Consider the following 13941-nt stretch of genomic DNA (forward strand, 5'->3'; position numbering starts at 1 on the left):
GGGTCATCGTCACGATCGTGTTCTTCCTGGCGCGGCTCGGTGGGGACGCGGCCGCGTTGCTGGCGCCGGCGGACGCCACGCCTGAACAGGTCGAGGCGATCCGGGTCAGCTACGGCCTGGACCAGCCGATCTACGTGCAGTACCTCGACTACCTGCGGGGCATCGTCACCTTCGACCTCGGTCAGAGCGTCAGCTACCGCCAGCCCGTCACCGACCTGGTCGTACCGGCGATGCTGAACACCGCCCAGCTCGCGCTCACCGGCTTCGTCATCGCCCTCGTGGTCGGCATCGCCCTGGGCGCCGTCGCCGGGATGCGCGCCGGATCGCGGTACGACCAGGCGGTGCGCGCGCTGTCGGTGCTGGGGCAGTCGGTGCCGCCGTTCTGGCTGGGCATGCTGCTGGTCCTGCTGTTCTCCATCACCCTGGGCTGGCTGCCCGCCTTCGGGTCGGAAGGGTTCGCCAGCCTGATCCTGCCGGCCTGCGCGCTGGCCGCCCTCCCGCTCGCCTCGATCGCCCGGCTCACCCGCTCCTCGGTGCTGGAGATCGTGGGTCGGGACCAGACGCTGTTCGAACGCGCCAAGGGGGTGGCGCCGGCCGTGCTGGTGACCCACATCCTGCGGAACGCCTCGCTGCCGGTGGTGACCCTCGCCGGCATCCAACTGGGCGCGATGTTCTCCGGGACCATCGTCGTGGAGAACCTCTTCGCCTGGCCGGGGGTGGGGCAGCTGGCCATCCAGGCCATCCAGGCCCGCGACTACGCGTTGATCCAGGGCATCGTGGTGATCAACACCCTGGTCTTCGTGGCCCTGCTCTTCCTCGTCGATCTCTCCTACGGCTGGCTCGACCCGCGGGTGCGTACGCACTCGACGGCCGCGCCGCAGAAGGTGGGTGCGCCGGCATGACCACCGACCTCGCACCGACGACCTCGCGCACCGGCACGCCGGGCGTCCGGTCGCGGCGCCGACCGCGTCGCCGGTCCGGCCGCTGGCCCTGGTTCTCCGGAACGGTGATGGCGATCTTCGCGCTATGTGGCGCGTTCGGCGGGCTCATCTCGCCGCACGACCCGAACAAGGTCGACCTGAGCCAGTCGCTCAAGCCACCGGTGTTCGCCGGCGGCAGCGCCAGCTACCTGCTCGGCACCGACCAGCTCGGCCGCGACGTGCTCAGCCGGCTGCTCGCCGGGGCGCAGGTGTCGTTCCTCGTCGCGGCCGGCGCGGTGCTCATCGCCGGCCTGTTCGGCCTGGTCGTCGCGCTGCTCGCCGGGTACCTGGGCGGCCGGCTCGACACCGTGCTGACCCGCGTCGCCGACGCGTCGATGGCCTTCCCGGTGGTGCTGCTGGCCATCGTCATCGTGGCCATCTACGGCAAGGGCGTCACCGTGGTGATCCTGGTGCTGGTGGTGGCCGGCTGGCCGCAGTACGCCCGGGTGCTGCGCAGCGAGGTGATCCGGATCCGCCACCAGGACTTCGTGACCATGGCCAGGATCATGGGCGGCGGCCGGTTCTGGGCGATCACCCGGCACGTCGTGCCGAACCTGATCCCGACCCTGCTGGTGCTGGCGACCCTGCAGGTCGGCCTGGCCATCATCGCCGAGGGCTCGCTGAGCTTCCTCGGCATCGGCGTCCCGCCGCCGGCCGCCTCCTGGGGCAACATGCTCGCCGACGGGCGTACCTTCCTCGCCACGGCATGGTGGCTGCCGGTGGTGCCCGGCGTCGCGTTGAGCCTCACCGTGCTGGCGGCGAACCTGCTGGGCGACTGGCTCCGCCAGGCCCTCGACCCCGCGACGAGGCGGTAGGAGATGCTGCAGATCACCAACCTCACCACCCACTACTTCCTCGGCGGGCAGGCCGCCGCCGCCACCCGTGGCGTCACCCTGACCCTGCCGAAGGGCTCGGCGATGGCGATCGTCGGGGAGTCGGGCAGCGGCAAGAGCACGGTGGCGATGAGCGTCATGCGGATGATCCGCCCACCGATCGGCGACATCACCGAGGGGGAGATCCGGGTCGGCGGCACCGACGTCACCCGGGCCACGCCCCGGCAGATGCGGGAGATCCTGCGTACGCTGATCGGCTTCGTGCCGCAGGACCCGACCACCGCGCTGGACCCGCTCTACACGATCCGCTCGCAGATCGTCGAGGCGATGCCGCACGTCGAGCGGGCCCGCCGCGACGAGGTGATCGTCGACCTGCTCACCTCGCTCGGCATCGTCAACGCGGCGGCCCGGCTCAAGGAGCACCCGCACCAGTTCAGCGGCGGGATGCGGCAGCGCGTCGCGATCGCGATCGCGCTGGCCAAGGAACCGCAGCTGCTCATCGCCGACGAACCGACCACCGCGCTCGACGTGACCACCCAGATCGGCATCCTGCGGCTGCTGGACCGGCTGCGCCGGGAGCGTCACCTCACCACGATGTTCATCACCCACAACATCCGAGTGGCCCGGCTGGTCTGCCAGGACGTCGCGGTGATGTACGGCGGCGTGGTGGTGGAGTCCGGCCCGCTCACCGCGGTGGCCGACAACCCGTCGCACCCGTACACCCGGGCGCTGCTGGACGCCAGCTCGCTCGACGTCGGGCCCCGGCAGCGCCTGCGGGCGATCTCCGGCAGCCCGCCGTCGCTCACGTCGATGCCGCCCGGCTGTCCCTTCGCCCCCCGCTGCCCGAGCGCGACCGAGATCTGCCGTCAACAGATGCCGGCCACGACAAAGCGGCCGGACGGCGCGTCGTACGCCTGCTGGAACCCGGTGAACTCATGAGCGACAGAATTCTCGAAGCCGTCGACGTCTCCAAGACGTACCGCAGCCGCACTGCCGGCACCACCCACGCGCTGACCGAGGTCAGCTTCGGTGTCGCCCGGGGCGAGATGGTCGGCCTGGTGGGGGAGTCGGGCAGCGGCAAGACCACGCTGATGCGCATCCTGCTCGGCATCGAACAGCCCACCAGCGGCACGGTGAGCTTCCGGGGTACGGCCCAGTCGCAGTTCGCCGCCGAGCACCGGCGCGACTTCTTCAACTCGGTCTCCGCGGTCTTCCAGAACCCGTACAGCTCGCTCAACCCGCGCCGGCGGCTGTGGGACATCATCACCGAGCGGCGGTCGATCGAACGCCGGGCCGGCCGGGCCGAGCGGCGGGCCCGCGCGGCCGAGCTGCTGGACCTGGTGTCGCTGCCGCCGGAGTTCGCCGACCGGTTCCCGCACCAACTCTCCGGTGGGCAGCGGCAGCGGGTGGCGATCGCCCGCAGCCTGTCCGAGGAGCCGGACGTCATCGTGCTCGACGAGCCGATGTCGGCCCTCGACGTCTCGGTCAGCGCCCAGATCGCGAACCTCCTGCTCGACCTGCAGGACAAGTTCCAGATGAGCTACATCTTCGTCGCCCACGACATGCACATGGTGCGCCATCTGTGTCACCGGGTCGCCGTGCTCCTGAAGGGCCAGATCGTGGAGCAGGGCACGGTGGCCGAGGTGCTCGGGAACCCCCGGCACGAGTACACCCGCAGCCTCATCGCCGCCTCCGAGCTGCGCTCGCTGGAGCCTGAGGAAGAGAGGATCCGACCGTGAAGATCACCGAAGTGTCCGCCCAACTGCTCAAGCCGACCGAGTTCGAGTTCCAGTGGAAGGACCAGCTCCCGCCGCGCCGGGTCGGCATGATCCTGCTGCGTATCCGGGACGACGAGGGTCACGAGGGCCAGTGCATCACCTGGCTGGCCGGGCCGGGTCAGTTCGAGGACATGCTGCCCCGGGTCCGCGACACGCTGGTCGGCCAGGACCCGCATGACATCGAGCGGTTCTCCTACGAGCTGACCGACAACCTGACCGCCCCCAACGCGGTCTCCTCGGGCGTGGACATCGCCCTCTGGGACCTGGTCGGCAAGATCCATGAGCAGCCCGTCTACAAGCTGCTGGGCGCGGCCCGCGACCGGGTCCGCGCGTACGCCAGCACGGTGCGCTACGACACCGTGCCGGAGTATGTCGACCTGGCGTTGCAGTGCCGGGAGGAGGGCTTCACCGCGTACAAGCTGCACGCCTTCGGGGTGCCGGACAAGGACATCGAGGTCTGCCGGGCGGTCCGCGAGGCGGTCGGCGACACCATGGACCTGATGCTCGACCCGGTCAACGCGTACGACCGGCAGGGCGCGTTCAAGGTCGGCAAGGTGCTGGAGGAGCTGGACTTCTACTGGTACGAGGCGCCGATCGAGGACGCCGACATCCAGGGCCTGACCGACCTCACCCGGTACTTCTCCATCCCGATCACCGCGGTCGAGAGCGTCGGCGGCGGCCTGAAGTTCGTGCCCCCGTACCTGGTGAACCACGCGGTGGACTCGGTGCGCTCGGTGGGTGACTGGACCGGTGGCATCACCGCCATGAAGAAGACCGCCGCGCTCTGTGAGGCGTTCGGGGTGAAGTTCGAGCCGCACAGCTACGGCTCGACGCTGATCCAGGCCGCGCACTTCCACGTCATGCTCGCCATCCACAACTGCGACCTGGTCGAGTTGCCGGTCCCCACCGGCGTGCTGGACCAGGGCATGAAGGACACCCTGCGGGTCAACGCCGACGGGTACGTGGACGCGCCGACCAAGCCGGGTCTGGGGTACGAGATCGACGAGGACGAGATCGACAAGCTGACCATCCGCCGGCTCACCGTCGGTGACGCCAGCTCGGTCGTCGGGCACTGACTCTCTCCTGAGCGCCGGCGCGGACGCGTCGGGTGGCCCTGGCCTCTTGACGGCGGGCGCGCCGGCGCGAAAACTTGACATAGACGTCAACTCAAGGGCCCGACTGGTGCCCGGACGGGGATGACACCCATGACGATCACCAACGAGCCCGGCTCGGACTTCACCCTCGCCGACCGGTTTACCCGGGGCGAGGGCCAGGTGTACCTGACCGCGATCCAGGCGCTCGTCCGGGTGCTGCTCGACCAGCGCCGGCGGGACGTCGCGGCCGGCCTGGACACGGCCGGTCTGGTTTCCGGCTACCCCGGGTCGCCGCTCGGCGGGGTCGACCTGGAGATGAACCGTCAGCAGGCGCTGCTGACCGAGCACCGGATCCGGCACCAGCCGGGGCTCAACGAGGATCTCGCCGCGACCGCGCTGTGGGGCAGCCAGACCGTCAACGAGCTGCCCGGCGCCACCGTCGACGGCGTATTCGGCATGTGGTTCGGCAAGGCCCCCGGGGTGGACCGGGCCGGCGACGCGCTGCGTACCGCCAACATCAGGGGCACCGCGCCGCACGGCGGCGTACTCGTGATCGCCGGTGACGATCCGGACGCCGCCTCGACCAACTTCCCGACCGACAGCAACGGCGCGTTCATCGACTGGGGCATGCCGCTGCTCTACCCCGGCAACGTGCAGGAGATCCTCGACCTCGCCGCGCACGGCATCGCGCTGTCCCGGGCCAGCGGACTCTGGGTCGGCTTCAAGATGGTCACCGACCTCGCCGACGCCTCCGGCTCGGCGGACGTCACCCCCGACCGGCTGCGGTTCGTGCTGCCCGAGGCGGGCTACACACCGAAGCTGCGCGTCAACACCCCCGGCCCGCCGATGCGCGAGGCCGAGCGGGATCTGGTCACCCACCGCCGGGCCATCGCGGCCAGCTACATCGAGGCCAACCAGCTCAACCCGGTCACCGTGGCGCCGCCGGCCGCCCGCATCGGCATCGTGGCGCCCGGCACCACCTACTACGACGTACGACGGGCCCTCGACCGGCTCGGCCTGGACGACGACGGCCTGCGCCGCGCCGGCGTACGGGTGAAGAAGGTGCTGGCGTTGTGGCCGGTGTCGACGGGGGAGTGGCGGGCCTTCGCCGACGGGCTGGAGCAGGTCTTCGTGGTGGAGGAGAAGGGTCCGCTGATCGAGCGGATGCTCAAGGAGGCCCTCTACGGCTGCCCGGCGGCGCCGGCGATCCACGGCAAGACCGACGCCGACGGCGAGCCCTTCCTGCCCGGGTACGGCGTCTTCACCACCGACCAGCTCGCCGCCGCCCTCGGGCCCCGGCTGCGCGACCTGCGGGAACTGGCCGGGACCCGTTCGGGGCCGGGAGGCCGGCGATTGGAGGCCCTGCCCAGCAGCACCACCCACGAGGTGCTCGCCGGCAAGCGACTGCCCCGACTGCCTCGACTGGAGTTCGTCGAGTCGTTCGTACGGGCCTGCCTGCGTGCCCGGCGTCGTCGGGAACACGAGATCGAGACCGAGGTCGAACGTTGGCGGCAGGCGTGGCTGGCACTGACCGAGACCCCGGCGGCCCGCGAGGACCGCGCCAGCGAAGGCAGGGTTCCGGCCTCGACCGCCGGTGTCGACGGGGCCGTACCGGAGCCCGATCGGTCAGCCGGGCCACCGGCGCCGCAGCCGCCGGTGCGGTCACTGCTGACGCCACGAGCACCGGTGACGTCGCCGCCGCCGCTACGAACGGCCGGACCGGCGGTACCGGGGTCGACGAGCCGCTGGCGGCTGCTCGCCACGACGGCGCTGGTCTTCTTCCTGATCGGCGGGGCCGCCGGTGTGACCGGCACCAGGGTGCTCCACGACGGCCAGCAGTCGCCGTCCGAGGGCCGGACCGACCGTCGTGACTTCGGTGAGCCGCCCAGCGGTACCGCCGTCGTCAGCGCTCCGGCGGCCGGGTGCGCGGCGGCCGGGCCCCGACCCGCCGGCACCGAACTGGTCGGCGACAGTGGCTTCACCACCGGAACCGCCGGTCCCTGGGACATGAGCGCGGCCACCGTGGACGTCTCCGCCGGGCACGGCCGGTTGTGGGCCCGGGTGCTGGGCGGCACGGCCGTTCCCTGGGACGCGATCCTCATGTACCGGGACGTCCGGCTGGTCGAGGGGCGGCGCTACATTCTCTCGTTCGACATTCTCACCAGCGCCCCGACCCAGATCCGGGTCACCGTGCAGGAGAACCTACCCCCCGAGTATCCGGCGACGCTCATGCGTGACCTCGACGCCGATCTGGTGCCCTGCCATCAGCGGCTTCCCTTCGTCGCGGACCGGAGTACCGAGCGGGGGGAGATCACCTTTCAGCTCGGCGGTCATCCCGAGACCTACCACGTCATGCTTGCCAACCTCTCGCTCGTCGAGGAAGCTGCGGTCCCGGACCCAAGCGGTTAGCTACTCGCTGTAGCGGTAGCGCTATCGATGTGATGTTGAAGCGGACCATGCTGGCGTCGGCACATGTCGATTCCCTCCCTGTAGGAGTGCTCAGTGGTCCGTTCTCCCATGTCCGCGTTGCCACCACCGGGTTCCCGGCCCAGACGGTTCGCCCGCCTGCTGGCCGGCACCGTGCTCGCCACGGTGGTGGGAAGCACCCTGGCGGCACCCGCCCAACCAGCGTCGGCGTCGCCCCTGGCGGAGCTGATCAGCAACGGCACCTTCGGCACCGGCTCCACGGCGTCCTGGTGGAACAGCCAGCACACCAGTTTCCAGGTCGCCGCCGGGCAGCTCTGCGTCGACGTGGCCGGCGGTACGACCAACGTGTACGACGCGTTGGTCGGCCAGAGCGGCATCACCCTGACCCAGGGGAAGGCGTACGCGCTCACCTTCGACGTCTCGGCGAGCGCCTCGGTCCACATCCGGGCCCGGGTGCAGCCCGAAGCCGCCCCACAGACGTCCACCCTCGACCAGGGCGTCCAAGCCGACGCTGGCCTGCGCCGGATCTCGGTCCCGTTCACCTCCTCGATCGGCACCTCCAGCGGGCAGCTGGTCTTTCAACTCGGCGGTCGGTCGCAGGCGGTGACCGTGTGCCTGGACAACATCTCCCTGATCGAGACGGAGCTGATCGGCAACGGCACCTTCGACAGCGCCACCACACCCTGGTGGCGTAGCAACACCGCGACCCAGCTCGGCGTGGACGGCCAACGGCTCCGGATCAACGTGGGCGGCACCACCGCCCAGCCCTGGGACGACATCGTCGGTCTGAGCGGCCTGACGCTGCGGGCTGGTCGCTCCTACCGGATCAAGTTCGACGCCTCGGCCAGCACCGCGCGTACCGTCCAGGCGATCGTGCAGCGGGAGGCCGCCCCGTACACTGCGCCGTTCAGTCGCGGCATCAACCTCACCACCACCCCCCAGAACTTCTCGTTCACCTTCACCTCTCCGCTGGCCGCCAGCGACGCGCAGGTGATCTTTCACCTTGGCGGCGGTCCCGCGTTCACTGCCTGGCTCGACAACGTCTCGCTGGTCGAACTGACCGAGGCGCCGTTCGATCCGGTGCGCTACTGGAACGGCGTGCTGCTCGACGCGTACCGCGCCTCGACCGGCACCGCAGCCGGTCCGACCGTGCTCGCCCGAGCCGGCGCGATGATGCACGGCGCGATCTACGACGCGGCCACCTCGGTGGTGCCGACCAGCCAGCCGTACCTGGTCCGGGTGCCGGTCACCGCGGACAGCGTCGCCCCGTCCCTGGAAGCGGCGATCAACAAGGCGGCGTACACCGCGCTGGTGGCGGCGTTCCCGGGCCGTAGTTTCACCACGAACCTGACCCACGCCACCGCCCAGCTTCCGACCGGCACCAGCCAGCTCCAACTCGACCGGGGCTCCTCGATCGGCGCGCAAGCAGCCGACGCCATGATCCAGGCCCGGAGCAACGACGGTTCCGCCAACAACACGCCGTACCAGTTGGACAACGTTCCCGGCTCGTGGCGGCCCACGGACTCCCGGCCGGCGCTGGCGCCGAACTGGGGTCTGGTCACGCCGTTCGCGATGACCTCGGGCGCGCAGTTCCGCCCGCCGTCGCCGCTGGGCGCCACCTCCTACGCGGATCTGCTCAGCAAGCCTGAGTACGGCGTCCAGCTCAACGAGGTCAAGGAGTTGGGCGCGAGGAACTCGACCTCGCGTACCGCCACCCAGACCGAGATCGCCCACTTCTGGGCCAACGACCTGGACGGCACGTACAAGCCGCCGGGGCAGTTGCTGGACCACACCACGATCCTGTCGGTGCAGCGTGGCCTGACCATCATGGAGAACGTCCGGCTCTACGGGCTGGTGGGGCTGGCACTCGGGGACGCCGGCATCGTCGCCCGCGACGGAAAGTTCCTGACCAGCATCGACCTGTGGCGACCGGAGACCGCGATCCAGCGCGCCCACGAGGACGGGCGACCGGAAACCGTCGCGGACGCCAACTGGCGACCGTTGTCCAAGGACCTCGCCGGGGTCAGCTTCTCCCCGCCGTTCCCGGCGTACGCCTCCGGGCACGCCACCTTCGGTGGGGCCTGGGCGGGGATCATGCGGCTCTACTTCGGCACCGACGACCTGGCCTTCACCGCCGCCACCGATGACCCGTACGCGCCGGGGGTCACCCGGAGCTTCACCAGCTTCAGCCAGGCGGCGATCGAGAACGCGATAAGCCGGATCTACCTCGGGGTGCACTTCCGGATCGACGCCGACGCCGGTGTCGCCTCCGGCAACGCGCTGGCGGAGCACGTCTTCGCCAACCAGCTTCGCCCGTAGGCGGCTCCGCCCAGTTCTCTTCGATGCTGTTCTGGGTACGGCCGCGGCCGTACCCAGAACGGGATCACCTGCTCGGCGGCCTCAGCGGCCGGGGTCCGGCGCCGGCTCGGCGTCCGCCGCCGGCAGGTCGACCGTCACCTCCAGACCGCCACCGGGCTGCGCGACGGCGGCCACCGTGCCGCCGTGCGCGTCGCACACCGCCCGGACGATGGACAGGCCGAGCCCCGACCCGCGCGCCCCGGTCCGTTCCCGGCCACCCCGCCGGAACGGCTCGAACAGCCCCGGCACGTCGGCCTGGTCCACCTCGAAGCCGGTGTTGCCCACCACCAGCCAGGAGCGTTGCCCGTCCGACCCGGTCCGCACCCAGAGCCGGCCGTGCAGGTGGTTGTAGCGGACCGCGTTCTCGATCAGGTTGCCGGCCAGCCGGTCCAGCAGACCGGGATCGCCGACGACCGGCGCCGGTTCCAGTGAGGTCTGCACGTCCAGCTTGATCCGCTCCACCTCACGGCGCACCGCGGACAGCGCGTTGACGGTACCGGCGGCCAGGTCGCACTCGGTGCGCCGGCCGAGCCGGCGACCCGTCTGCGCCTCGCTGCGCGCCAACACCAGCAGCGCGTCGACCAGGCCGTTGGCCCGCTCGGAAGCGTCGCGCACCACGGTCGCCATCCGGCGGTACTCGGCCGTGTCCGCCTCGTCGTCGCTGAGCGTCACGTCGATCTCGGTACGCATCACCGCCAGCGGCGTACGCAGCTCGTGCGAGGCGTTGGCGACGAACCGCTTCTGCGCCTCGAAGGCGGCGGCGATCCGGTCCAGCATCGCGTCGAAGGTGTCGGCCAGCTCGGCCACCTCGTCGTCCGCGCCGGAGTAGCCGATCCGCTGGTCCAGCGTGGTCTCGCCGAGCCGCCGCGCGGTGGCGGTGACCTGGTGCAGCGGCCGCAGCGCCCGGCCGGCGACCGCGTACGCGCCGACCACGCCGACCACCCCGATCGCCAGCAGCGCGGCGAGCCCCTTGGCCAGCAGCTCTCCGGAGGCCGAGTCGACCAACTGCCGCTGCCACGCGGCCGCGTCCAGCGAGCGCCCGTCGGCCAGCAGCACCGTGGTGCCGGGCAGCAGTTCGTCGGTGGGTCGCAGCGCGTCGCGCACCAGCAGCCAGGCCAGCAGCACCAGGATCGCGCCGGCCCCGACCAGCAGGACGCCGTTGAGCAGGGTCAGCCGCAGCCGCAGCGTCGGGCGCAGGCGCAGGCTGGGCCGGCGCCGCAGGACCGCCATCACGCCGGCACCTCGGCCGTACGGTAGCCGGCGCCCACCACCGTCTCGATCAGCGGAGGATCGCCGAGCTTGCGGCGCAGCGTCATCACGGTGACCCGGACGATGGTGGTGAACGGGTCGGTGTTCGCGTCCCAGACCCGCTCCAGCAGCTCCTCGCTGGACACCACCGCGCCGCGCGCCTTGAGCAGCTCGCGGAGCACGCCGAACTCCTTGTTGGTCAGCTCCACCGGCACGCCGCCCCGGGTGGCCGTACGGCGGGCCGGATCCACCACCAGGTCGGCCAGCTCCAGCACCGGTGGGGCCGCCGGGGTGGCCCGCCGGCCCAGCGCCTGCACCCGCGCGACCAGTTCGTCAAAGGCGAACGGCTTGGGCAGGTAGTCGTCCGCGCCGAGCTGCAACCCCTCGACCCGGTCGGCGACCGTCCCGCTGGCGGTCAGCATCAGCACCCGGGTCAACGCGCCGGACGCGGCCAGCTCGGCGCAGATCTGGTCGCCGTGCATGCCGGGCAGGTCCCGGTCGAGCACCACCACGTCGTAGCGGGTGACGAAGGCCATCTCGTGACCGCTGTCGCCGTCGTACGCGACGTCCACGGCCATCCCGCGTTTGCGCAGCCCCCGCGCGATCGCGTCGGCGAGGTTGCGCTCGTCCTCGACCACCAGTACCCGCATGTCCAGCCCCCTCCTCGCCCGCGACCACCCGACAACCTAGTGTCAGTGGCCAAGCCGCCGTACCGCCCCGGCCAGGGTTGCCGGAAACCTTCGCCGGGAGCGATGCTCCCGGCAGGAAGCGACGGGAGTCGGTACGTGACCACATCGGGGCGGGACATCGCGTACCGGGGCTTCCGCTTTCCCGCCGACCTGGCCACCGGCAGCCGAATCGGGCTACGGGCCGGCCGGCGCGGGCTGGCGCCGGGTGGCGCGGTGGAGCGGCTGACCCACCCCGACCCGGACGGCCGGACCCGCCGGTACGAGTGGGGCACCTGGACGTCGCCGCCGGTGCCGGTCGGCTTCGCGGTACGCGAGGTGGTGCCCTCCTGGACCGCGGACGCCCCGGCCGGCTGTTGGCTGCGCGCCGAGCTGCGCGGCTGGCACGGCGACGCGCCGACCACCGGCTGGTACGCGCTCGGCGACTGGGCGGCCGACGAGACCGCCGTCCGGCGCACCTCGATACCCGGCCAGCGGGACGCCGCCGCCCGGGTCGAGACCGACACCCTGCTGGTCGGCGACGCGACCGTGACCGGCTGGCAACTGCGGATGACCCTGTTGCGCCCCGAGGGTGCCCGACGCGGCCCGGTGCTGCGCACGGCCGGCGCGGTCGCCTGCGGTGCCCCACCGGCGGCCAACGCACCGGCACACCCGCCGGCAACGGGCCGCGGGCGGGTGCTGGACGTACCGTGCTGGTCGCAGCGGCTGCACGCCGACCGGTCCCCGAACTGGGGCGGCGGCGGAGACGCCTGGTGCAGCCCCACGTCGGCGGCGATGGTGCTGGCGTACTGGGACGCCTCGCCAGCACCGCGGCACTACGCGTGGGTCCGCCCGCCCGGTCCCCGGCCGGCGGTGGTGCACGCCGCGAGACAGTGCTACGACCACGCGTACGCCGGGACCGGGAACTGGTCTTTCACCACCGCGTACGCCGGGCTGCACGGGATGGACGCCTTCGTGACCCGGCTGCGGTCGCTGACCGAGGCGGAGGCGTTCGTGGCCGCCGGCATCCCGCTGGTGCTTTCCGCCGCGTACCGCCGCGGGCAGGTGCCCGGGCTCGACTACGACACGGCCGGGCACCTGCTGGTGCTGGTCGGCTTCACCTCGGCGGGCGACCCGGTGCTCAACGACCCGTACGCCCCGACCGACGACGCGGTACGCCGTACCGTGCCCCGGGACCGCTTCGAGGCCACCTGGCAGACCGGCAGCGGCGGGATGGCGTACGTGATCCGGCCGCCCGAGGTGCCGCTGCCCGCGCGACCGGCCCAGCCGAACTGGTAGCCCAACTGTCCGCTGCGGGTCTGCTCAGCCGCGCAGCTGCCATATCCCGAAGGACCCGTCGCCCCGACGGCAGGCGATCAGGTCATACCGGTACTGGCAGCCGCCGGTGGCGCCGGTCAGCACGTCGACGCGACGCGGCTGCGGTTCGGCCGGGTCGAATCGGGCCAGCAGCAGGCCGATCTCGGGCAGCGCGCGCACCCCGAGCAGGTGTGGGAGGTACTCGTAGCTGCCGACCAGATCCCAGACGCCGTAGTCGGCCAACTGTTTTCCCGTCGCCGGGTCGACGGCGATCACACCCAGGGCGTCGCTGCTCCCGCTGGTGGTCGCCAGGGCGCGCCCGCTCCCGGCCAGCACGACGTCGACCTGCTCGGTGCTTCCCCGGACGGCCCCGGTGTCCGGGTCCAACAGGTGCAGGCCGCCGTCGCTGCTCCGGGCGCAGACCAGGGCGCCGCACGGGGTGACGTAACTGGCCAGCGACACGGTCGCCTCCCAGCGCTGGACCAGCCCGTCCAGGTCGTACGCGGTGACGGTCGTCTGGTTACGGATCACCAGCACCAGGTCACCGAACACCGCCACGTTCCGATGACCGGCCGGTTCGTCGTCGAGGGCGGGGAGGCGGTGCCGGACCGCACCCGTCCCCGGGTCCAGCACCTCGACGTCGCCAGCGGCCGTGGACACCACGATGGCGTCGACCATGCCGTCGCGCTCGTGGTACGCCGGCCAGGCGCCCGCCGGCAACCACGTCGACCACAGTTCACGGCCGCTGGCCAACTCCACCGCCCCCAGCGTGAGCGGCTCCTCCGAGCCGAACGTCTGCAGCAGCACGCGTCCAGACGCGTGCAGCGTCGCGAACCCGGGCGCTCGCCAGCGCTGCTGCCCAGTGGAGATGTCGAGCAGCATGGTCTCGGTGGTGTCGAGCGGTGCGACCGTGCGGCTCCGGGCGGTGGAAACCAGCACGCCGAGGTCGTCGACGGACTCCGCCCGGAGGACCACGTGGCCGGCCGGCACGGGTATCCGCCACAGTGGGGCGAGCCGCTGCGGCGTGACGGTGGCACGCTCCGGCCGGGGGTAGGCGACCAAGTCCTGGGTGCCGTCGGTCACGCCGGGCCGGGGTGCGACGGTGAAGATCTGATCCTCCGCGAGGATCAGATCGGACGCCAGGCTGCCGGGCAGCGTCGCGTGCACCCGAGCGGCTCACCGGCCCGGCGGGCCTGGACCTCGGCGCGGCCTCCCTCGCCCAGACCGCGCTGTCCATGCTC

General features: G+C 71.8%; 11 protein-coding genes. 8 read left to right on the top strand and 3 right to left on the bottom strand.

The features are described from left to right. The 7 genes from AB0M52_RS19000 to AB0M52_RS19030 all read left to right on the top strand — a co-directional run. A partial coding sequence (locus AB0M52_RS19000; RefSeq protein WP_363955104.1) for an ABC transporter permease occupies window positions 1–902 on the top strand: 902 nt, incomplete at its 5' end. Then, window positions 899–1795, top strand: coding sequence for an ABC transporter permease (locus AB0M52_RS19005; RefSeq protein ID WP_363955107.1), 897 nt, complete (start codon window positions 899–901; stop codon window positions 1793–1795). The genes AB0M52_RS19000 and AB0M52_RS19005, both read left to right, overlap by 4 nt. A gap of 3 nt (window positions 1796–1798) precedes the next feature. Further along, on the top strand, window positions 1799–2752 hold the full coding sequence (locus AB0M52_RS19010; RefSeq protein ID WP_363955110.1) for an ABC transporter ATP-binding protein: 954 nt from the start codon (window positions 1799–1801) through the stop codon (window positions 2750–2752). Further along, on the top strand, window positions 2749–3552 hold the full coding sequence (locus AB0M52_RS19015) for an ATP-binding cassette domain-containing protein (protein ID WP_363955113.1): 804 nt from the start codon (window positions 2749–2751) through the stop codon (window positions 3550–3552). The genes AB0M52_RS19010 and AB0M52_RS19015 overlap by 4 nt, the downstream gene beginning before the upstream one ends. Next, a complete protein-coding gene (locus AB0M52_RS19020) occupies window positions 3549–4667 on the top strand; it encodes a mandelate racemase/muconate lactonizing enzyme family protein (protein WP_363955116.1) in 1119 nt (372 codons plus the stop codon). The genes AB0M52_RS19015 and AB0M52_RS19020 overlap by 4 nt, the downstream gene beginning before the upstream one ends. Window positions 4668–4796: 129 nt before the next feature. Next, on the top strand, window positions 4797–7094 hold the full coding sequence (locus AB0M52_RS19025; RefSeq protein ID WP_363955118.1) for a carbohydrate binding domain-containing protein: 2298 nt from the start codon (window positions 4797–4799) through the stop codon (window positions 7092–7094). A gap of 93 nt (window positions 7095–7187) precedes the next feature. Then, entirely contained in the window at window positions 7188–9431 is a 2244-nt protein-coding gene (locus AB0M52_RS19030) for a carbohydrate binding domain-containing protein (RefSeq protein WP_363955121.1), read from the top strand. An 81-nt stretch (window positions 9432–9512) separates the two neighbouring features. Here the strand turns inward: AB0M52_RS19030 and AB0M52_RS19035 are convergent, their stop codons facing one another. Together AB0M52_RS19035 and AB0M52_RS19040 are read right to left on the bottom strand one after the other, a co-directional pair. Continuing rightward, the gene (locus AB0M52_RS19035) at window positions 9513–10700 is read right to left on the bottom strand and encodes a HAMP domain-containing sensor histidine kinase (RefSeq protein WP_363955124.1); all 1188 of its coding nucleotides are present in this window, start codon (window positions 10698–10700) and stop codon (window positions 9513–9515) included. Beyond that, window positions 10700–11368, bottom strand: coding sequence for a response regulator transcription factor (locus AB0M52_RS19040; protein ID WP_363955127.1), 669 nt, complete (start codon window positions 11366–11368; stop codon window positions 10700–10702). The genes AB0M52_RS19035 and AB0M52_RS19040 overlap by 1 nt, the downstream gene beginning before the upstream one ends. A gap of 135 nt (window positions 11369–11503) precedes the next feature. Here AB0M52_RS19040 and AB0M52_RS19045 point away from each other — a divergent pair, with 135 nt between their 5' ends. After that, on the top strand, window positions 11504–12682 hold the full coding sequence (locus AB0M52_RS19045; protein ID WP_363955129.1) for a peptidase C39 family protein: 1179 nt from the start codon (window positions 11504–11506) through the stop codon (window positions 12680–12682). Between the two features lie 24 nt (window positions 12683–12706). Here the strand turns inward: AB0M52_RS19045 and AB0M52_RS19050 are convergent, their stop codons facing one another. Next, complete coding sequence (locus tag AB0M52_RS19050; protein ID WP_363955132.1) at window positions 12707–13867, bottom strand: PQQ-binding-like beta-propeller repeat protein; 1161 nt, start codon at window positions 13865–13867, stop codon at window positions 12707–12709. Between the last annotated feature and the right edge of the window lie 74 nt (window positions 13868–13941).

This window comes from Micromonospora sp. NPDC051296 (assembly GCF_040682255.1).
Classification (GTDB): domain Bacteria; phylum Actinomycetota; class Actinomycetes; order Mycobacteriales; family Micromonosporaceae; genus Micromonospora; species Micromonospora craterilacus.

What these genes read in the sequence shown, in the direction of transcription:
- AB0M52_RS19005 (WP_363955107.1), top strand. Translation starts at nt 899, where the DNA reads ATGACCACCGACCTCGCACCGACGACCTCGCGCACCGGCACGCCGGGC.
- AB0M52_RS19010 (WP_363955110.1), top strand. Translation starts at nt 1,799, where the DNA reads ATGCTGCAGATCACCAACCTCACCACCCACTACTTCCTCGGCGGGCAG.
- AB0M52_RS19015 (WP_363955113.1), top strand. Translation starts at nt 2,749, where the DNA reads ATGAGCGACAGAATTCTCGAAGCCGTCGACGTCTCCAAGACGTACCGC.
- AB0M52_RS19025 (WP_363955118.1), top strand. Translation starts at nt 4,797, where the DNA reads ATGACGATCACCAACGAGCCCGGCTCGGACTTCACCCTCGCCGACCGG.
- AB0M52_RS19035 (WP_363955124.1), bottom strand. Translation starts at nt 10,700, where the DNA reads ATGGCGGTCCTGCGGCGCCGGCCCAGCCTGCGCCTGCGCCCGACGCTG.
- AB0M52_RS19040 (WP_363955127.1), bottom strand. Translation starts at nt 11,368, where the DNA reads ATGCGGGTACTGGTGGTCGAGGACGAGCGCAACCTCGCCGACGCGATC.